The organism is Butyrivibrio sp. Su6, assembly GCF_900108105.1.
Classification (GTDB): domain Bacteria; phylum Bacillota; class Clostridia; order Lachnospirales; family Lachnospiraceae; genus Butyrivibrio.
This window is the reverse complement of the sequence record NZ_FNUR01000004.1, coordinates 147264-168403: the sequence shown is the minus strand read 5'-3', so window position 1 is coordinate 168403 and position 21140 is coordinate 147264. Positions and strand designations below refer to the sequence as shown.

General features: G+C 40.3%; 17 protein-coding genes. 5 read left to right on the top strand and 12 right to left on the bottom strand.

Annotated features, from left to right (window positions below; all coding sequences use genetic code 11):
- Positions 1-91: 91 nt before the first annotated feature.
- On the top strand, positions 92-514 hold the full coding sequence (locus C4S54_RS06675; RefSeq protein WP_103868829.1) for a GtrA family protein: 423 nt from the start codon (positions 92-94) through the stop codon (positions 512-514).
- Positions 515-740: 226 nt separating this feature from the next.
- Positions 741-1781, top strand: coding sequence for a tyrosine-type recombinase/integrase (locus C4S54_RS06670; RefSeq protein ID WP_160110711.1), 1041 nt, complete (start codon positions 741-743; stop codon positions 1779-1781).
- On the opposite strand, the gene C4S54_RS06665 is transcribed toward C4S54_RS06670, so the two are convergent.
- The 6 genes from C4S54_RS06665 to C4S54_RS06640 form a co-directional block, all read right to left on the bottom strand.
- Positions 1778-2308 (bottom strand): PepSY domain-containing protein, encoded by a 531-nt coding sequence (locus C4S54_RS06665; protein WP_103868827.1) that lies wholly within the window; start codon positions 2306-2308, stop codon positions 1778-1780. The genes C4S54_RS06670 and C4S54_RS06665 overlap by 4 nt on opposite strands.
- A 414-nt stretch (positions 2309-2722) precedes the next feature.
- Positions 2723-3364 (bottom strand): M15 family metallopeptidase, encoded by a 642-nt coding sequence (locus C4S54_RS06660; RefSeq protein ID WP_103868826.1) that lies wholly within the window; start codon positions 3362-3364, stop codon positions 2723-2725.
- A 1-nt stretch (position 3365) separates the two neighbouring features.
- Positions 3366-4577 (bottom strand): DUF819 family protein, encoded by a 1212-nt coding sequence (locus tag C4S54_RS06655; protein WP_103868825.1) that lies wholly within the window; start codon positions 4575-4577, stop codon positions 3366-3368.
- 101 nt (positions 4578-4678) lie between these two features.
- The gene (locus C4S54_RS06650) at positions 4679-5092 is read right to left on the bottom strand and encodes a hypothetical protein (protein ID WP_103868824.1); all 414 of its coding nucleotides are present in this window, start codon (positions 5090-5092) and stop codon (positions 4679-4681) included.
- 121 nt (positions 5093-5213) lie between these two features.
- Positions 5214-6161 (bottom strand): L-lactate dehydrogenase, encoded by a 948-nt coding sequence (locus C4S54_RS06645; RefSeq protein ID WP_103868823.1) that lies wholly within the window; start codon positions 6159-6161, stop codon positions 5214-5216.
- 85 nt (positions 6162-6246) lie between these two features.
- Positions 6247-6990 (bottom strand): ATP-binding protein, encoded by a 744-nt coding sequence (locus C4S54_RS06640; protein ID WP_103868822.1) that lies wholly within the window; start codon positions 6988-6990, stop codon positions 6247-6249.
- A 132-nt stretch (positions 6991-7122) separates the two neighbouring features.
- On the opposite strand from C4S54_RS06640, the gene C4S54_RS06635 reads away from it, so the two are divergent.
- Positions 7123-7779: a Crp/Fnr family transcriptional regulator gene (locus tag C4S54_RS06635; protein ID WP_103868821.1), complete on the top strand. Its 657-nt coding sequence runs from the start codon at positions 7123-7125 to the stop codon at positions 7777-7779.
- Positions 7780-7806: 27 nt separating this feature from the next.
- On the opposite strand, the gene C4S54_RS06630 is transcribed toward C4S54_RS06635, so the two are convergent.
- The 4 genes from C4S54_RS06630 to C4S54_RS06615 form a co-directional block, all read right to left on the bottom strand.
- A complete protein-coding gene (locus tag C4S54_RS06630) occupies positions 7807-8034 on the bottom strand; it encodes a hypothetical protein (RefSeq protein ID WP_103868820.1) in 228 nt (75 codons plus the stop codon).
- Positions 8031-8231 carry a hypothetical protein gene (locus C4S54_RS06625; protein WP_103868819.1) on the bottom strand — a complete coding sequence of 67 codons (201 nt, stop codon included), beginning with the start codon at positions 8229-8231 and terminating at the stop codon, positions 8031-8033. The genes C4S54_RS06630 and C4S54_RS06625 overlap by 4 nt, the downstream gene beginning before the upstream one ends.
- Before the next feature lie 117 nt (positions 8232-8348).
- Positions 8349-9923: a GH25 family lysozyme gene (locus tag C4S54_RS06620; protein ID WP_103868818.1), complete on the bottom strand. Its 1575-nt coding sequence runs from the start codon at positions 9921-9923 to the stop codon at positions 8349-8351.
- Positions 9924-10041: 118 nt separating this feature from the next.
- Entirely contained in the window at positions 10042-11688 is a 1647-nt protein-coding gene (locus C4S54_RS06615; RefSeq protein ID WP_103868817.1) for a dicarboxylate/amino acid:cation symporter, read from the bottom strand.
- Positions 11689-11910: 222 nt separating this feature from the next.
- On the opposite strand from C4S54_RS06615, the gene C4S54_RS06610 reads away from it, so the two are divergent.
- Both C4S54_RS06610 and C4S54_RS06605 read left to right on the top strand, forming a co-directional pair.
- Positions 11911-12777 carry an HD domain-containing protein gene (locus C4S54_RS06610; RefSeq protein ID WP_103868816.1) on the top strand — a complete coding sequence of 289 codons (867 nt, stop codon included), beginning with the start codon at positions 11911-11913 and terminating at the stop codon, positions 12775-12777.
- A gap of 78 nt (positions 12778-12855) precedes the next feature.
- Complete coding sequence (locus C4S54_RS06605; protein ID WP_103868815.1) at positions 12856-14316, top strand: sensor domain-containing diguanylate cyclase; 1461 nt, start codon at positions 12856-12858, stop codon at positions 14314-14316.
- 46 nt (positions 14317-14362) lie between these two features.
- Here C4S54_RS06605 and C4S54_RS06600 read toward each other — a convergent pair whose 3' ends face one another.
- Positions 14363-17242: an EAL domain-containing protein gene (locus tag C4S54_RS06600; protein ID WP_160110710.1), complete on the bottom strand. Its 2880-nt coding sequence runs from the start codon at positions 17240-17242 to the stop codon at positions 14363-14365.
- A 201-nt stretch (positions 17243-17443) separates the two neighbouring features.
- Positions 17444-21118 carry a metallophosphoesterase gene (locus C4S54_RS06595; protein WP_103868813.1) on the bottom strand — a complete coding sequence of 1225 codons (3675 nt, stop codon included), beginning with the start codon at positions 21116-21118 and terminating at the stop codon, positions 17444-17446.
- Positions 21119-21140 lie beyond the last annotated feature (22 nt).

Below are 21140 nucleotides of genomic sequence, written 5' to 3'. Positions count from 1 at the left end.
ACAGGGCTTTTTATTGACTGGAGAAAGATAAAATGGTATTAAATAAGTGAATTTTACAATCATCTACGTAATCATTGGAGAAGAATAGGTCATGAGTGAGGAAAAGAAAAAAGAAATTGTGAGGATAACTAAGTTTGTTTTCTTTTCAATTTCTGCAGGAATAATTGAAATTGTGAGTTTTTCATTGCTTACAGAGCTGTCGACGCTTCCATATTGGCCATGTTATCTGACAGCACTGGTTTTATCAGTTCTTTGGAACTTTACGCTGAATCGGAAGTTTACCTTTCAAAGTGCCAGCAATGTCCCAATAGCGATGTTAAAAGTGGCACTGTACTATGCATTTTTTACTCCTATAACTACGATAGGGGGAAATTATCTGGTAGAACACCTGCATTGGAACGATTATCTTGTTACAGGACTTAATATGGTTCTTAATCTGAGCACTGAATATATTTATGATAGATTTGTCGTATTCAAAGACAGTATTGACACCGGATCATCAAGAGCTGCATGAACGCATTCTTTAACTAAAGCTTTTAGTAGCCTTATGACAGTCGAAGCAGTAGATCAAAAATGGTCTGCTGCTTTTTATGTTCTACCTAAAATGACATTTATTTGAAAAAGAACACTTCCTATGGTATGATAATGTTAACACGACGTTAAATTCTAGTTTTATGTCATGCAGATTACAATTAATAAAAACTAGCTGTTTTGGCTTAATTTACGCATTGGAGAATAACATGGGTAAAGACTCCGCATACTATAAACAATTAACAAAGACAAAATCAGAATACATCAAAGAAATCAAAGATCAGTTACCGGTTCATACACATACGTTCATAGATAACTGTGTTTTGAGCTACCAGATTGGAACAGCTCTTGGATATGCCAGAGATTTGCTGGATTTCTACGAATATCTTCATATATGCAATCCAATAGTTGCAAAAATAAAACTTAATGCAATTCCTCATGAAATAATTGAAAAATTAAACAGCCGCGATATTGATGCTTACCAGACGCACCTGATCACAGCGCGGCAACTCAATGAGCGCTCAACAGCGAGAAAAATGGCTGCTATTCGAAATTATTTTGCCTATGAAACAAGACAGGGATTTCTTGATGAAGATATTACTTTGAAAGCTGCCAAAAATAAGAGAATAACAAAGAAAACAATAACCAGGCTCGATCAACATGACGTAAAATCCCTGGTAAATGCTGTGGAGAATTCCCAGGTAGCTACCGAACATGCCAAAATCTACGCTGAAGCCACCGCTAAACGCGATCTGGCTATTATTACGCTTCTTTTGCATACAGGAATGCGTGTCTCTGAGTGTGCCGGCCTTGATATAGATGACGTGGACTTTAAAGATAATACTTTGAAAATTGTGAGAAAAGGCGGAAACGAGTCCAAACTCATGATAAATGAGCCTATCCGCAATACTTTGCGTGATTACATAATAAATGAGCGCCCCACTCTCGTTGAAACTGACAGTGAAAGCGCCCTTTTTATCTCGCTAAAGCATAACCGTATGTCTGTCCGCAGCATACAAAGGATGGTCGAAAAGTACGGGAAGAGCTCAGGTCTTAATACTACTCTCTCACCCCACAAGCTCCGCAGAACCTTTGGCACCGCGCTTTATAACAAAACAGGTGATATTTATATGGTTGCAGATGTTCTCGGTCATTCAGACATTAACACAACTGCAGCTCATTATGCTGCTATCGATGAAGAACACAAAAGGCAGGCTGCTGATGTAGATTTATATGGAGAAGAGTCCTAATCATCAATTTCAAAATCCAGTATTTCTCCGGTTGCTACATCTATATTGTAGCTATACTCATTAAAACCGACATGGAATTCAACCTCATAAACTTCCTTTCCATCATCATGATCTTTTTTCACTTTAGGAAGTGTTACATCTTTTGTAGTCAATCCAGCATGATCAAGCGCAATCTGAAGTGCCTGATCCTTTGTCACTTTTACGCTGCTATCGGCCTTGGGGGAAGTTTTAGTAGTATAGGTTGAGTCTTCTATATCTTGGTCAAAAGAAATTATTTTACCGGTTGAAGCATCTATGTCATAGTCATATTCAGTACTTCCTGAAACAAACTCTATTTCATATTGAGCTTTCCCATCATCTATCTCTTTTTTATTCTTAACAAAAGTAACCTGCGACTCGCTCAGACCAGCATTTTCAAGTGCGATCTCTTTTGCTCTGTCCAGTGTTATATCTGATGCAAATGAAGTAAGTGAAACAGAACTAAATGTTAATGCTGCTACTGCTATTGCAAAAAATTTTCTTTCCATAATCCACGCCTCCTTTGATTCATTTGTTTCTATCTATTTATACGAATCATTTCGGATTATGTAAAGGCACATCACTTATCTAAAGTGACTCTTTTCTGCCACTATTCTTATTCTTGCAATTTAGGCAGTGTATTTTAAAGGCATAACTCTGCCTCTATTTTACTTTTTATAAATATAGGCAGTGATTTTTAGCCCTATTCTTCTGCCTCTCTAAAGCTTTTTTACAATATAGGCAGAAAAAATACTATAAAATAAACTGCCTATATTCCCTATACCTTTGATATAGGCAGAATACCAATCCAAAAATAAACTGCCCCATTCACAAATTCCTTGATATAGGCAGAATTGCGCCCATTCCATTTATGAATAATCCTGCATAATCCCGGAATATATCTTCTGAAAGGATGGATTCTCCTATTCTACCGGAAAGGCGAAATATGTATCTGGATAGGGCTCATCCGCTAAAGTAAAGTGCCACCACTCTTTTTCGTAGGGACTAAAGCCTGCATATGTCATAACATCACGCAATAGGCATCGATTGGCACGCTGTTCATCTGTAAGGTCGGCGTTCTCAAAATGGCTGATATTACCAAAATAGTCAAAGGGTCCCCCCATATCCACATCACATCCACGAGCCATATCAAATAGAGTCATATCAACCGTGCTACCTCTGCTGTGGCCTGAGTGCTCTGCGATAAAGCCAAGGTCGAAGAGCTTGTCCTTTGAAACTTTCGGATAAAAGACCTTTTTCATCCGCTGGTCTTCTATGTCTTTTGCCCATCTTACGAAATGATCCACTGCCATCTGTGGTCTATATGCATCATAAATCTTAAGGCGATATCCTTGTTTGACAAATTTGTCGCTTGCACGCTTAAGGGCCGCAGCAGCTTCTTTTGTCAAAAAAGCTGTTGGCTTAAGGTATCCGTCTATTCTGTCTCCTATAAAATTGAAGGTTGAATAGTACCGTATTTCCAATATCACATCGGGAACTACATCTGCAATTTCCACAAATCCCGACGAATCCATAGTGCCTATACAATTCTTTTGTTGTTTCATATTATGCTCCCAGAATTGAACCAATGATTATACCAAGCCATGTACCTATCACATAGCCGAAAGTTCCAACAAGCATACAAGGACCAACAAGCCTTGTCCAGCCAAGGGAAATTGCCATTCCCGCTGCAGTGGTAGGCCCACCGATATTAGCGTTGGAAGCCAGGATGATGTCCTCCAGATCTATCCGCAAAAGCTTGCCAAAAACAAAGCAGAAAAGCATGTTAAATACTACCAAAATGAAGCAGAAAACAAAAAGAAGCGGTGCATTCTGAATGATCATGATAATAGAAGCAGGTACACCTATAACAAAGTAGAACAAATAGATAAGCCAGGTCCCGACCTCCTTGGCACCGTGCATCTCTTTTGCCTTATCCTCGAAGAGTGAAGCAAACACCATGGAAACGTTCGTTATCCAAACATACTGGCTTCCGAAAAAAGTATTCAGCATCTTTAATAGCCCATTGTTATCCGGAATAACTCCGGCAAAAAAAGCTGCAATAAGCTTTGAAACAGTGACAACTACTACAGCGTATGCCATAGAAGCCGCTATGTCTTTTAATGAGATGTCGTGACGCTCCCAGTAGCTTGCAGCAAGGGTTTCACCCGCCTTATCAACTCCTGCATTTTCTACTCTATCGATGTGAGGATGGGTGTAATGCTTTTTAAAAAAAGTGCTGGAAGCAATGCCAAGAAGAATCATCAGGTAAACCGCCATGTTCAGGTTATCTGCCACGGTAGTCGCCGAAATAAGACCTCCACTGACGTGAAAAGCATCAGCGATGGCAGTAAAATTCACGCCTCCACCAATATAGGATCCAGTCATCATTGCCGCAACTCCAGGAAGTCCTTCCACCAGATCTGACAAAAGTACTGTTCCAACAAGAGCGCCAACAAATGTCCCTGCCGCACCAATAAGGAATACCACCAAAAGCTTCCCCGTCTCTCGCCATATTTTCATGACATTGGCATCTAAAAGAAGCAGTGGAATCGCTAAAGGAACTGCATATCCCCATACAATATCATCAAAAACAGGAGCACTGGTTGGTATTACCCTAAAATTCGTTAATAGTACAGCTATCCCCAAAGTTATTATGGCACCTGTAAGTTTGGCAGCCCATTTGTACGTTTGCTCAAGGTAAATTGCTAGAAAACTGGACAAAAAAAGTATTGATAAAAGTGCCCAATTATTATCTGGAGCTATTAAAGTGTTCATGACGACATTCCCCTTTTTTACTATTAATCATATTATACCTTACATAAGGTATTTTTTAAAAAATGTAACCCACAGGGACGGGGGCAATTTCTGTCTGTAACTTATGAAAACATCAGCCCAAATATTGGTGATAATATGATCATAATTATCGAAAATGCAAAAGAATTGACTGACATAAGAGTTGCTCTTTGTTCTGATGGTATCATGCTGTTCAGAAAAACATCGGTCCTGACCTGAAGGAAATTGTCTGAAAACGCACCGATAAAGCCTCCCAATATCATCAGGTAATAGTTCCCAGTAAACACTGATGCGAAAGACACTGATACTCCTACCGCGCACAAAACGCCGATCCTGCGGTAGTTCTTTTCATTAAAATACTCCGTTGCCTTGGCTCCTGCAGCTGCGCCTATTCCCATAGCAAAAAGAGCTGGTCCAAGCCACAGTTTGTTGAGTCCAACAGCCGGAAGTTTAGCCTGCAAAAAGAACAATACAAGTACATCAACCGCACCAACCAAGCCAATAAAAAAATCTCCTTAATCTTTAGTGTTTTTAAAGAATAAGGAGATAATGTCTCTTTAATATAACTGCATCGATTCTTATTTTAATTTAACATACTCTTGTCCTGTGTTTCAAGGATTAAATTGATTCCTCAATTACAGCTTTCAACGTCTCCGCAGATTTAAGCAGTGCCTCTTTTTCCTGTTCGTTTAGTCTGATAGGCACAGAACCTTCAACGCCTCTTCTTCCAACTATGGCAGGCATGCTGAGGGCGACACCATCAATGCCGTTTTCACCATGCTGTATGCTGGAGATAGGAAGTATAGATTTCTCATCTCGGATTATTGCTTCGCAGATACGTCGTACACTCATGGCGATTCCATAGTATGTTGCACCCTTCTTCTCTATGATCTCATAAGCACTGTTCTTTACGTTTTCTGCAATCTTTTTCATAGATTTCTCATGCTCAAAATGTCCTCTCATCTCGCAGAAGTCATGGATTGGAATTCCTGAAACGTTTGCACTGCTCCATGCCGCAATCTCACTGTCTCCATGCTCACCAATAATAAAAGCATGTACTGAACGGCTGTCTACATTTAGGTGCTCGCCGAGAAGATACTTAAACCTGGCTGTATCAAGAACAGTTCCGGAGCCAAACACTCTGTTTTCAGGAAAACCACTGAGTTTCGCTGCAGCATAGGTAAGTATATCTACAGGATTAGCCACAATCAGAAGTATTCCCTCTTTATTGTACTTTGCAATCTCAGGAATTATGGATTTAAAGATTCCTACGTTCTTTTTCACAAGATCCAGCCTTGTTTCACCGGGTTTTTGTCCCGCTCCTGCTGTAACAACCACAACTGCCGCATCTTCAGCGTCCTTGTAATCGCCGGAATATATCTGCATAGGTTTCGCAAAAGGAAGTCCGTGACTGATATCAAGAGCTTCGCCTTCTGCTTTTTCTTTGTTCACATCAATCAGCACCATTTCGGAAAAAAGCCCGCTCTCCATAAGAGCGAAAGCTGATGCTGAGCCGACAAATCCACAACCTACTACTGCTACTTTTCTTTCATTAAGTGCTGCCATAATGTGCCTCCTTTTATTTTTCTCTTTATTTCAGTATAAACGTTCTATTTTCAAACTCCTAGAAATTATCTGCTTATTGAGTAATTTACTCAATAACCTCGCCATTTCTTGAAATTGTAATAACCTGCCATGGAAGGAATTTTCCGCTGTTTCTTATAGCATTCTCAGCAGCTCTCTGGAGTCCCCCGCAACATGGAACTTCCATTCTAACTATTGTAACGCCTGCAATATCGTTATTAGCAATAATCTCAGTCAATTTCTCGGTGTAATCGCCTTCATCAAGCTTTGGACAGCCGATCATCGTAACCTTGCCCTTCATAAATTCCTCATGCATGTTTGCATAGGCGTATGCTGTGCAGTCCGCAGCTATGAGGAGCTTGGCGCCATTATAAAAATCTGCCTGTGTTGGCAAAAGCTTTATCTGGCAAGGCCACTGCATCAGCCTTGAGGGATGCGAGCTCATTCTTGAAACCATGTCCATTCCAGGATCCTCATCCATCTGAACACTGCTCTTAAGCTGCATAAACCTTGAACCGGGGCATCCATGTCCCTCAGCATGCTGCATTTCATTCATATCTTTTACCAATCCTTTCTTCTCCTGCATTGCCTTTACTGCCGCTTCATCGTAGGCAGGTGCTTCCCTTTCTTCAAAAGAAATTGCTCCCATAGGGCAGCCCGGCAGGCAATCGCCGAATCCATCACAGAAATTCTCTCTTACAAGCTTTGCCTTTCCATCTACAATATCAATAGCGCCTTCATGGCAGGCACTTGCACATATTCCGCAGCCATTACACTTTTCTTCATCAATCTTTATTATCTTTCTGACCATCTTTTATCCTCTCTTCAATCCTTGTTTTGATGGTGTCAGTATAATATACTATTTTTAACAAGTATGTTGTTTGAACCACATTTTGATATTTTATTTGGATTATGACTCTGAGCACCTACTACAGGAGCAAAAATGGAAATAAAAGACATAGAGAAAAGCAGGCTTTTCCTTGGAATGACGGCAAAAGAGCTGGAATCATGCCTTAGAACTCTTGACGCCCATGAAAAGACATTTGAAAAAGATGATATTATTCTCCACGCCGGAGAACAGACTTCCATGATTGGCATGGTACTTTCAGGCAGCGTAACCATTGAAAGCAACGATGTTTGGGGCAACTGTACCGTCTTAAGCCATGTTGGGAAAAATCAGTACTTCGCCGAAACCTACGCTCTTCTTGGCGAAGTTCTTCTTGTTGATGTCAGGGCAAACAAAGAATGTACTATTCTCTTTTGTAGTATCAGAAACCTTCTTGATAACAGCAAAAAGAGCTCTCCCTGGAAGGAAAAGCTCCTCAAAAATATACTTATTATTTCATCGCAAAAAAATCTTATTCTCTCCGGCCGCAGTTTCCATACATCTTCCAAAAGCTGCCGTGGACGCCTTTTATCCTATCTAAATGCCACTGCACTACAGACCGGCTCCAGAGAATTTGATATTCCCTTCAACAGGCAACAACTCGCAGACTACCTTAATCTTGAGAGAAGCAACATGTCAAAAGAGCTCTCTCATATGAAGGATGAAGGGCTGATCGAATATAGAAAGAGTCATTTCAAACTGCTGGATCACTGACTCCTCCAGATACATATATTTATTCTTTTACTCTTCAGTCTCATCCTTGTGGAATCTATTATCAAAGTCCTCTCGGATTTTAGCCTTAACTGCTTTCTTTATTTTCTTTTTTGCTTTTTTCTTAAGATGATGAATAATACAGAGAGCTATAAATGGCAAAAAGAACAGCAGGATAACACCCGCATGCTTCTTGACTTTCCTTAGAATCCTCTGCATTTTCCTCTTAAAAAGAATCTTTTTTATCCTTTTCGTCATGTAATCCCCTCACTTTCGACGCCAAAAGACGCCTCGGCTTCTTTAATCATCTCGCTCAACTGCACATCGGATATATCAAGGACCCACGCCAGCATTGTGACATTGTGAGCATGCTCTTCCACAGTAAACTTTGGGCATGTAAGATAACTGTCTATCTCATCATTTAGCCTTTTCATGATATCTGCTTCTGATCTCATAAAATCTCCTGATATATCCGCTGAAAAACATTTACAAACAGTCCATATACTAATTATAGTCATTTTTTCAATTAAATAAAATACATTGGTGCCATGAAAACGTTTCGGGCATCCTCATTACTCAACAACTCTTAAGTAACTACTTACGCAATATAATGTCTGGCCATTGTATTCCACCCTGGACCAGCCGTAATCATTATTTATCCCTGTTCTGGTTGCAGTGTCTCCAGAAGATAGTGTTGCAACTACTGTTGAGTCCTCGTCAGTGACACTTGGCTTTGACCTTAGGTTCACCATATCCTTGGCTGTTACTGTTTCATTGCAATCAGCAAATTGAGTCTTGAAGCCGGAAGTAGTAACAGGCTGTTCTGTTTCCTGCTTCGGAGCAGTAAGATCCGTAGTCAAAAAGCTTGATACTGCATAATAAGTGCTTCCTTCAAACACCACTCTTGACCAACCACTGGAGCTGATACCCGTTCTTTGAGCTGTCTGTCCATTTTGCAATGTTACAACCACCTTGCTATCATCGCCCTGACTTGGCTTATCCCTAAGATTCGTGCTGTTTTTTGCAGTAACTGTCTCATCAACAGTGTCAAAACTCATAAGTGCTTCCACATCTGCTGTTGCAGTTGCCCTTTCTGAAGTATCTTTGGCTGTTTCCGTACCGTTATATCCAAAATATGCCACGTCTACATCTACTTTTTTACTTATACCTGCAACGGTTCCCTGATTAGTGTACTGCCACATAGCGCACTGTCCATCATATGCAGGCCCATTCGCAATATTCGAGTTGTTTTGGTTATACCATGCCATCCATATTTTATATGACTTCTCTATCTGTGAAGTGTTCCACTGTGCATCTCCGGCCAGCTCTCCCATTGATGCGTAGAAAATTGGCGTATACCCTGCTTTATAGATCTGATCAAGAAATGCTTCAGCAATACTGCTTCTTTCATCTTTAGTAAGGCTGTACTGTCTGCTGCTTTCCTTGTCGAAACCTTCACAGTTGTACCCTACCGGATAGGTGATCGGATACTGTGCAATATAGTCTTTTACCCAGTTTGCCTCAGCTACCGCCTCATCTGCATTTACTGCTGTGGAAAAGAAATATGCTCCAATCTTGATACCATTTTTTTCTGCTTCCTGCATGTTGAATCTGGCATTGGAATCTGCCTTGATCTCACCTGTAGAAGAATCCCTATATCCGACTCTTATCATTGCAAAATCAATACCACTGGCTGCAACCTGTGCCCAGTCGATGGTACCTTGAAACCTTGATACATCAATACCGTAAGTGACAGACGAATTCTCGCCAACATTACTTGCACTCACAAGATCTGCAATGTCAATATCTTCACCGGTCTCTGCCCCGGCTCCCATCTGAATATCTAATTCCTCTTCTTCAGACGAAGCTTCAACAGCCGCTTCTTCCGGCTGCTCTTCATTTACTGAGGCTTCAACAGATGCTGCAACCACAGGCTCCTCCGTTATGGGCTCCTTTATTTCTTCCAGCTCCAAAACTGAGGCCTGTTCAGCCGCTTCACTCTCAGCATTTCTTTTTGCAAATAATTTAACCAGGAGAATTGCAGCACAGATACAGATTACTACCGCTGCAATAATGATTTTTACGGTCATTCCATCAGGATTTCTTTTCCTGCGATGGTGTCCATAATCCCCATATTTATTTTTCATACACTTCTTGCTCCCTTAGATAATTACTTCTAATATACCTAGCCTTCCCCCAAAGGCATCATGCACAAACCTAATATACACTCTTGAGAAAAAGAGAACAAGACAGGGAATCATGGAATCAGCTCTTTCTATAAACTTCCATATCCAGCTCTTTTGTGAGCTTGGCAACGATGGTTGTAACAACTACGTCACCAAGGCAGTTACTCATACTAAGAAACATGCCAATAAGCGGTCCTATTCCCACTACCATTCCGACAGCTTCAGCGGGAACTCCAAGCTGTTCAAGTAAAAGAGCAAGGCATATAGCAGTTCCTCCCGGGAGTCCAGGGGCCCCCATAGAAAGAAGCACAATTGTAATAGCAAAAGCAATAAGCCCATGGGTGCTAGTGACAACTCCATATACATTGGCAAGGCCTAGCGCAAACACCGCAAGCTGAACGCAGGTTCCATCCATATTAAGAGTAGATCCCAGTGGAATTGCCAGACTACTCGCTCTATGGCTAACCCCCAGTTTTTTTTCACATACTTCCATATTTATAGGTATTGCTGCATTACTCGCTGCTATGGAAAAAACCTGTAGCATAGTTGGGAAATACTTTTTGATGAGAGGTATTGGATCCATTCGGCCGATAAAAGCAATCATGGCTATATATATGATCATCATTATTAGCAGTCCAACAATAAACGTAGCAAACATTCCCATAAGCGAAAGTAACGTATTGGCGCCGGTTGTAATGATAACAGATGTTACCGAACACACTACGACAATCGGCATGAAATTTATTATTATACTGGCAAGTTTCATAAACAGCTCATTAAAAGCATCAAATAAAGGCATAAGAACAGACGAAGAATTTTTGAGCATTCCAGTTGCTATTCCCGTAATAAATGCAAGAATGATCAGCTGTGGCATATTGTTATTAATAAATGGGCTTAAATAATTAGATGGGAACATACCAACAATCATATCCCTTATGGATAGTTCCGGCGTTTCAATTGCAACAGTATTCACAGTTGAAGCCATGCTGACATTTTTCCCGGGTTCAAAAATGTGGAACACACCTATTCCTACTATTACCGCGATAATTGAAGTAATTGTATATAAAAGCATGGTCTTTCTACCGAATTTTCCAAGTTGCCGCAGATCAGTAAAACTACTTATACATGATACAAGCGAAAAGAAAACCACCGGTGCTATGATTACTTTTAAAAAATTGATGTATATAGTTTTACCAGGTGTTAAAACATAATAATCAAGGGCTTTATTAAACTCCGGCGATGCAAACATAGATAGAATGGTTCCCATTAATATGGATATGACCAGAGATAATAACATGATAAAAAAGAGCGAATTTCTAGCCCTGATAAGTGAAAAATCAACCTTGTTATAACCATTCTTATGGACATACTTAAAGTCCTTGATGAAAGTTTTAAGCACAATATTTCTGATAGTATCCTGAGCATCATGCCCATATTCATCAATATTATCTAATTTGGCCATAGAAATATTATCCATAAGCGGATATTCATGTCCTGGGGCAGATATTTCAACAGACACATTACCAAAGACCTTTTTTACCGAAACAAAAACTTTTCCTTTTCCATCCGCCTGAGAGATCAGACTTCCAAGTGCTTCCTCCACAAACATGATGCCTTTAGTCTTGTCCCTTTCGGGAACTTTATATTCATTAAAACACTTACCGACAAACTCTGTTGCTGATGTGATTTCTTCCTGAACCGGATTAAATGAAGCTGCTTTCAGCATAGTTTTCCCCTTTTTTTCATATGATAATTCGCCACAATCACTTTTATGATGCCGCAATTATGTGAATTTATGATTTGTATATAATCAATAATAACATATCGCAATAAACTATAAAGCTCCTATGTTATTTGGCTATTATTTTATGTACTGTATACGGTAGAATATTATTCGTTTTTCTGATATATTATTCTTATGAGACAGCTTACAAATAGGAGTATTGTGATGAATGACACCCATGATTTCCTACTGGAAAAAAGGCTTCAAAACGAGGCACCGGATTTACATAGACGAGTAACTGACAGTGTAGCCATGCTTTATACTATGCTAGAGTCTTTTCTGTCCTGGTTTCCGGATTTTACTGATCATTCATTATTGCATAGTTTAGATGTTCTGGATTATTCTAATAAAATTCTGGGTGACCAGGTATGGGCTCTCAATACGCTGGAGTGCTATGTTCTTGTGATGGCTTGTTATCTTCACGACGTTGGAATGGGAATATCCCGAAAGGATTTTGAGGTTTTTGAAAAAGAACTGGAATCTAAAGGAACTCTTAAAGAAAGTCATTCAGTTAACGAAGCTCAGATCATCAGAGAACAGCATAATGAGCTAAGTGGACTGATCATCAAAAAATACTCCAAGCTTTTTGATATCTTTGACAAAGATACTATGTTTGCAATAATTCAGGTAGCCAGAGGGCACCGAAAAACAGATCTTCTTGATGAATTTGAATATCCAAATATGCAGACAAAAAACGGCGTTATCCGCACGCCTTATTTGGCTGCGGTTATACGCCTTGCAGATGAGATTGACGTCGCATCAAATCGAAATCCGGAACTTCTCTTTGACCTTTCCAACCTTACTAACCAGAAAGATATAGATGCTTTTGGCACTCACCAATCTATTCGTTCAGTAGAAGTCCGCTCTGACCATATCGAACTTATTGTATCTCCTACTGAACCTCGTTTTGTCCCATTAATAGAGAATCTGGCAGAAAAAATACGGCAGACACTTGCTTATTGCCGTGATGTGGCTCAAAAGCGGTCAGACCTTTGTATCTACCAGGAAGATGTAAGGATTACAACAATGTAAAAAAGTCCCAAAAAGTAGTATTATTAATGTATGTAATATAGTTATCATTTTGACTTGCAAACGATTAAAGGAGCATAGATGAATACCAACGAAGCAGTCAACAGTATTACCAAGGGCATAGGACAATTTAACGCTGAAGCCAGTGTCGTAGTAGACGATGCTTCTCCTTTATTTGACATATCTGCATATCCTGATGATCAGCATGAACTCTTAATTGAGTGCAACAGACGAATTGAAGAGGCTAACAACAAATACCGTATAGCCAAATATAAAGAGGATATATTTGCCAAGGGATTAAAAGCCGGTATGTACTTCTGTACATTTGATCGCAACGAAAACCTGCTGAGCTTTGAATTCAACGATGAGACCAGGCAAATGTTGGGCTACGATGGAATTGAAGATCTTCCCAATGAGTTCGACAGTTGGGTCAAAACTCTTGTTCCGCAGGAGCGCGATGACATCGTTAAATTATTCTGGGATTCAATCCGCATTCACCGCGATCTTCCTGATATTACTCACGCAACCTATCGCATGCAAAAGAAAGATGGAAGCATCATCTGGGTCACCGGTGCCGGAAGGTTCATAAGACGTCCCGATGATGGCTCTTTGGAAATCTATATGGGATGCTATCGCGATATTACTGCCCACAAAGCACTCAAAGAACATGTAAAAATAATAGAGGCCTTGGGCAGTATCTTCAACTTTTCTTTATATATCGATGTCAGCGATATGAGTTACCGTATGATCAGCACCAATGAATATGTTGAGAAGGTTCCAAAAGATCCGGACGCTTTCAAATTTTTAAAAGCAAATGTTGACTCCTCAGTTGCAGAGAGTTTCCGCCAAAGTCTGTATGACTGGCTTGATAAGGATAACATCCTTGCCGCTATCAATGAGCATGAATCTACAACAATGGAGTTTTACAGCGAAAGTGCTCATCGCTGGTTCAATGGCGTTTTCATGATAGGTGATCGAAATGAAGATGGCAGCATATCACACATTGTCTATGGTTGCATGGATACCACAGACGCCAAGCTGCAAAATCTGGAGCAGCAGAAAATAATATCAGAATTCGAGTCAGAAATATATATAGATTCCTTATCCAAGGTTCGAAACAGAAAGTTTTTGGATGATAAACTCATATTTAAACCCTGTAAAGCCGTGGTCATGGGTGATATCGATTTATTCAAAAAAGTCAATGACACTGCCGGTCATCAGAGCGGTGATGAGGCCATCGCAAAAGTCGCAAATATTTTGGAGCATTCCGTACGAAAAGATGACGTAGTCATTCGCTATGGCGGCGATGAATTTATGATGGTCTTCTTTGATATCACTAAACAGGACCTGGAAAATAAGCTTTCACACTTAAAAGAGGCTTTAAAAGATGTTACTATCGATAATAATCCTGAAGTCCGTATAACCATGAGTTTCGGGGGTGCCTTCGGAACTGAGCTTGTAGGCAACCTGATCAAAACTGCAGATAAAGCTCTTTATGAATCAAAGAAGGTTCGAAATACATATACCGTGATTGAATTATAAGAGAAAGACATGTGGACGGCCCCAGAACCGTCCACAAGTCTTCTCTTTATTCAAATACCAGTTCTTCAAAAACATTCCCAGGCAGGGCCGGTGAAAAATAATATCCCTGTATCATTTCACAACCGCGGGACTTTAGGAATTCGAGCTGTTCTTCCTGCTCAACGCCCTCTGCTACCACCGCAAGGTTAAGATTTCTTGCAATATCCAGGATAAGCTCTACGAGACGAACATCCTCTTCCCTTACTTGTGCCTCAGCGAGTTTATCAACAAAGCTCTTATCAAGCTTAAGTATGTCCACAGGCACTGATGATAGCATATGAAGAGACGAATACCCTGTTCCAAAATCATCCATTTCAATGACGTATCCCATATCTCGCAATTTCTTAACAGTTCCGAGAAGCTGGTCTGTGTCCTCAGTGTAGGCAGATTCTGTAACTTCAAGATGCAGTTCTTTCCTGTCCAAGCCATTTTGCGCAACAATTCCTTCAAGTGTTTTCACAAGAGAAGGATCAAAAAAGTCAACTCTTGAGATATTAACAGAAATTGGAATTGCTACTCCATGTTTCTTTTTCCACTCACTGATCTGGCGCGCGGCCTCCTGCCATACAAATCTATCTACAAGGCCAATTTGCCCGTGTTTCTCAAAAAGTTCGATAAATTTACCGGGTGGTATCATTCCGATTTCATGGTGTTTCCACCTTACAAGCGCCTCAGCACTCTCAATTACAGGAGGGTCAACCTGCACGTTATACTTTGGCTGATAGTAGACCATAAATTCATTATGCAAAAGAGCTGATTTCAGATCATTAAGAAGACGCTGATCAAGGATTTCTTTATCTCTCATCTCCTCATTAAATACCTTTATCATCTCATGGTTACCGCCGCGTAGTAAGCTGCATGCAGATCTGGCTCTGTCAAACATTTCCATAGGCTCAAGTCCAAAGCTATACGGCATGACGCCCATCCTGATGCGAATACTTACATTCTCGGAAAATATATCAAGCGCATGCTGAAAACGCTTGTAAATAGCATTGTTATCATCTGTGAAAGTTGAAAAGATATTAAACCTGTCCGCGCTGGACCTGCAGGCTATACCGTTGTTTTCATCTATAAAAGCCTTAATCTCGTCACCAAGAGCTTTTAAGACTTTGTCCCCAAACTCCCATCCATAGAGGGCATTTACTACATGAAACTGCTCTATATTGACCACAATTGCATTATATTCTTTTTCAGGATCATCCTTATGCATCCTGTTCGCATACTCCAAAAAATAGTTTCTGGTATACAGCTTTGTAAGCGGATCAAGCTCTGTAGCAGATATAAGTTTCTGGCTATCAATTGCCTTTTTATCTGAACGAAGCTTTGTCATCATGAGGAATATCATGGCTGCACAGATAACAGTTGTTATGATTGCAAAAGAAATTGCGTTATCCTCAAGATAATCTCTGAAAGTAACCTTGTGAACATTTCCGGTATACTTTGAAAGGATTGCTTCCATATCGCGCGAATCCATGTTGTTGATTATTTTGTTCATGATCGAATACATCACCTGGTCTTCTTTTTCCAGTGCGAAAGCAAAATCCATGTTGTGACCGGTAGCTAAAAGATTCAGCTTATAGCGCCTTCTTAGCCTGTCATTCTGCGTAATTCTATAGCTGTTCACCATGGCGCAATCCGCTTCTCCAAGTGAAACCGCTTTGTAGCAGGCATAAAGATTATCCTTATGCTCTATTTCCCAATTCGGGTAGTAGTCCTGAACGAAATTATCGAAATTAACATTACCTGAAAGAAGTGCTACTTTAATGCCTTCTCCACCAAGTATATCCTTTGAGCTTTCCGAATTAACTACAGCAAATACTTCTGTATGCATGAGGCTTTCCGAACTAAGATACCCTCTGCGCTCCATCTCATATGGACTTAAGTTGATGGGAAATACGACATCTATTTCTCCGGCATCCATTGCATTTAACGCGTTATCAGTTGTATCGAAAGGCACTGCTTCAAATTCAATTTCAGCATTGCTCATCATACCGCTTGCTTCAGACAAAAAGTCCCCAAGGGCTCCTGTCAGTTTTCCTGCGTTTTCATCGCAAAACGGCATATACTTATTTCTATAACCAACGCGGATTTTCCCATGGTCCTTTAGCCACTTTAATTCCTTGTCCGTCAGATAAGTGTTTGTATTTACAGACCAGATATATTTTTGAAGTAGTCTTTGATTATAATATGGATCTTCATTTTGAATACTCAATAATGCATGATTAAGCTCATCTAACAGATCAGGTCTATCTTTGCTAACTGCAAAATAAAATTCCGAGCTGCCAACAGGACATACGGGAACGATATTTGGCCTGTTTCCATAGGATTCAACAGTAACATAGGCATCGATCTGACCTTTTTCAAGCATCTCAAACCATTCATCAACCGATTTGTCTGATGCAGTCATAAGTTCAAAATTTACGCTGTTTTTACGTGCCCATTCAATGGTAAGCTTTTCCATTATGCTATTTTCTTCTGTGGCAACAACTTTTCCGGAAAAAGAACTGAGATCATCCATTGTTATTTCTGTATTCCCGGCCTTTACAAAAATATAGTAAGACTCTGATCCCATAGGCACACTTGAATAGAGGATTGAATCCTCTCTTTCCCTCATATAGGAAACATCACTTAATATGTCAATTTCACCGTTTTCAAGCATCTGATATAATTCAGGCCATGGAGCCTCCACATATTCGTATGTCCACCCGGTATATGCCACAAGCTTTTGGTGATAATCGTATGCATAGCCCGTGCGCTTTCCAAACTCATCCTCATAGCAATAGGATGACCCATACCAGCCAACGCGCACCACCTTATTTTCCTGCATATTGGCAAAAGACGGAATTTCAGCCACCAGGGCAGCGCAAATAAGCATGCATGCGACCATAACGATTGCAAGCACTCTTGATGCAACTGTGCAGATCCACCCAGATCGTGACCTGTTTTGACAAAAAATGTCATTCTTCCGCATACTAAAATAATAACATTATGTTATAAATTTACGATAAAAACATTATTATATATAGATAAAAAGTTCCCTGACTCTAATTGAATTTTTAGAGCCAGGGGACAGTGTTCCTCTGTTTTATTAGATTAACTGGCCTATTTCAATAAGCTTCTTTAAGTACAACAGACCGACAAATCCATTTTTATCAACGTATTTTGAAAGATCTGTTCCCTTTGGTATGATCAGCCTTGTGAGCTTTCCCTTATACATAAAGTATAATTCAATGTCAGCATCCACACCATTTAATGACTTTAAAAGACCTGGTGTAAGATAATCAAGTTTTCCAAGATTTATACCAATTCTTCCTGTGTCAGTGACAAATACCTTGTCTGTGATCTGATTGCCCTGTCCGTCAACGATGGAATCGCTGATGTATCTGCCGATCTTTATTTCTCCATTCAGATTGTCCTTTTGTAATAAAGAAATGGCGCCAGGAGTAGCATTCCCTGATGTGCTGTCTGTATTGATCTTCTTTAACGTATCAGCATTTATCTTGTCTAAAAGTTCCAGAGCATCATCCAGGTCTTCTTTTACTTCCTTCTCTGTTTCAACGTAGTCTCTTACAGTAGTTCCGTCATCTTCAATAGGCTCATCGATCTCATCCCAGAAATCATCGTCGTCTTCATAGTCCTCATACCAGTCGTCGTCATAATCCTCATCGTCATCATCACCGACATAATTCCAACGGGCATAAAGCTTATAGATGCTTGTGAAATCTGAATCTGCTGTGACTAATGTTCCTCCGTCAGGAGCGGTATACCAGCCTGCAAATTCAAAGTCCTCCATACTTGGTGTTATAAGTTTTCCTGCCTTAAACTGTTCAACTGTAAGAGTATTTCTGACAATTTCATAATCATCTCCCATGTAGAGATTAATTGTATGGAACTGCCACTTTGAATCATTTGGAATATTGGTGTCCTGGGTCATTGATAGCTGCACTTCTGCAAAAGCATTTATCAGTTGCTTGGACGCAAAGCTCATTATTGAAGAGGCATTGAATCCCGGAAGTGCACTTATTGCCTGTATGATACCTGAAGCAGAATTCATTGTTGAAGCAAGTCCATTTACAATTGTAATATACATAGATGTCGGAGAAGTGATATCGGTAATAGCTGCAATCGTATTCTGCCCTTCAGGAGCTATAGAAGTAGATAATATTTCGCCAAGAATAGGATATGTACCTTTCTTGGTCGCATCTCCAACTGCTCCCCATAATGCTTCATTGAGGTACTTTTCAAATGCTTCGCTTTTTAGAAGCGCCTGGTATTTAGCTCTCTTTTCAGTCTGAACAGCCCCTTCATCGCCTCTTGCAAACGCCTGCTGGGCATCAATGGCAATATTCATTCCGGTTGATGTTGGATCATTTGCATCAATAGGTTTTGAAAGCGCATTTATAAGTGCATTGGATAAAAGAGTAACTACTTCCTTTTGAATTGGTGAACTCTTGTAATTGCTTTCCTTCCATCCATCAACATTAAGATAATTATTTATGGCAGTAACCATATTATTTACACCACCGGCAAGGGCGGTAAGGTTAACTTTAAGAGTACCTCTCTCTTCATTTGTGCTGCTTTTTATTGATACATCATACTTTATAATGCTGTCTTCACTGCCGTCGCTTATTCTGTTTGCGGTAATCGACACATTTCCTAGCCAAGGCATATTAAAATCAGTAGCAAACTTATCATTCTTTCTGGCCAATTCAGTAGTCTGATTAAGTGCATAGTCGCCCAATGAGTCCTCGGAGTACTTTATCGTATTCTTGAGGTACGCCTCAGTTCCTCCCGGAGTCTCTGTTATAGAGTAAGCTATCTCTCTTGCGAAATAATCAATAAACGATCCTATGCTTTCCTGCCTGATTCCGGATTTATCATAGCTGTAATCCTGCATACTGCCCTGATAATCATCATCAAATTTCTTAACAGCGCCACCTGTTGTAACACTCCAGTTAGAAGTGTCCACATCCCCAAATTCTTTGTCTATGAATGAGGTATCGATGGAAAAATTGTACACCGCATCTTTTCCACTGCCCGTAATATCAATATTTATCTGTCTCCAGGCAACAGGGTAAGCACAAAGAGCTGCTGTCTGAATATCGTAGAGAACATTTCCGTTTTCAGATACGTACTTTGCAATATCATTTGCATGGGAATGCCCTGTAAGGACTGCAGACATACCGGCATCAGCCAGTGCAGCTGAAACCTGTTCATGGTTACCTATGATATATTCCGACATGTACGCTTGAGTAACCTTAGTATCTATAGAGCAATGGGGCATTATTGAATGATGGCACATTCCGAGAACGAGATTTCCTTTCTCTTTAGCCGCCTGAGTCTGCTCAACAACCCACTTCAAAAGGCCATCAGAAATATATCCCGCAGTTTTCTGTGCGTTTCCATATCTTGAGTTAACAAGATCCTCATAGCTGTAGATGCCTGTATCCATAACGACAAGCGTAACTCCTTCAGCTATTTCCGTAGCATAGGAAAGTCCGCCGTGATTCTGGGCAACAGAAGGATCATCACCCTGAGGATTATATACAGTTCTTGTTCCACCCTCGCAGTGATCGTTTTCTCCGTATCCAAGTCCCGCAAATACTGTTTTAAAGTCTTCAGGTCCAATTCGCTGAGCCTTGGCAATCTCCTCTGGCGTCAAATCAGCAGCATAAGAATTATTGATGTCATGGTTTCCGTTAACAACATAGATGCCAACATCCTCCATGCCCTCTTTGCTCTTTAACGCATTTAGTTTATCTGCAAGAGCCTGAGCTCCCGAGTATTCACCATTACTTGTAAGATCGCCGCAGATCAAAAGACAATCCGGATCAAATTCAGTGACCTGATCCAGTGAGACATTGATGATGCTGTCTATTTCTTCAAGCATTCTCATTTCAGTTACGGCTGTTGTATCCATGTTCTGAATACCATGGCCCTGCTTCTGATCATTAGAAACATAATGAGTATCAGACAGGATTGCAATAGAAATATGCTGTGTTGCAGGCTGACCATTATCCAGTTCCTTGGAAGAACCTGCTTCTACAAATTGCTGAGGCTGAGCAGTTTCGCCTCCGCTAGAATCTGATGTATCTGTTTCAGTAGTTGTAGCATCTGGTGTGTCTGTTTCAGTGGTAGTTGTATCAGGAGTAGCAGCCGTTCCTAGCGCCATCATCCTTGGAGCCGCACTTCTGAGCATCATAGTAGCTACAGGTGCATCGCCTTCACCTGCCTCATCTGCAGATACATTGTCTGTACCTGGCTGGAGTCCACTTGTATCAAGCTCAACTGTATCTTTTTCCACAACTTCCTGAGTTTCTGTATTTGCTTCGCTCTTTTCCTCTAAAGGCGCAGTTTCGCTTGTTTCTTCAGACTCTATTTCTTCGGACTTCTTTTCACCTGTCTCTTCGTCCTTTATTTCTTCGGACGCCTTATTGTCTGAGTCTTCATCCTTTATCTCTTCAGCTTTATTCTCATCAACAGACTTATCATCTGAACCCGCCTCTTTAGTTTCAGACGGAACATCATTTTGCTCAACTGGAATGATATTCTCAATATTACTTACATTTTCGTCCTGCTCATCGGCAGAATCATCCTGCTTTTCTTCTTCATCAGAAGGAATATTTTCATTACTTTCATCAATGTCTTCATTATTGTTGTTTTCATCTACATCATTAGCATATCCGACAATTGAGGCACCCAGAAACATTCCCCATGAAACTGCCATCGCCATAGTCATTTTTACAGCTGTTTTTTTCTTCATAAGAAATCCCTTTCATATATAA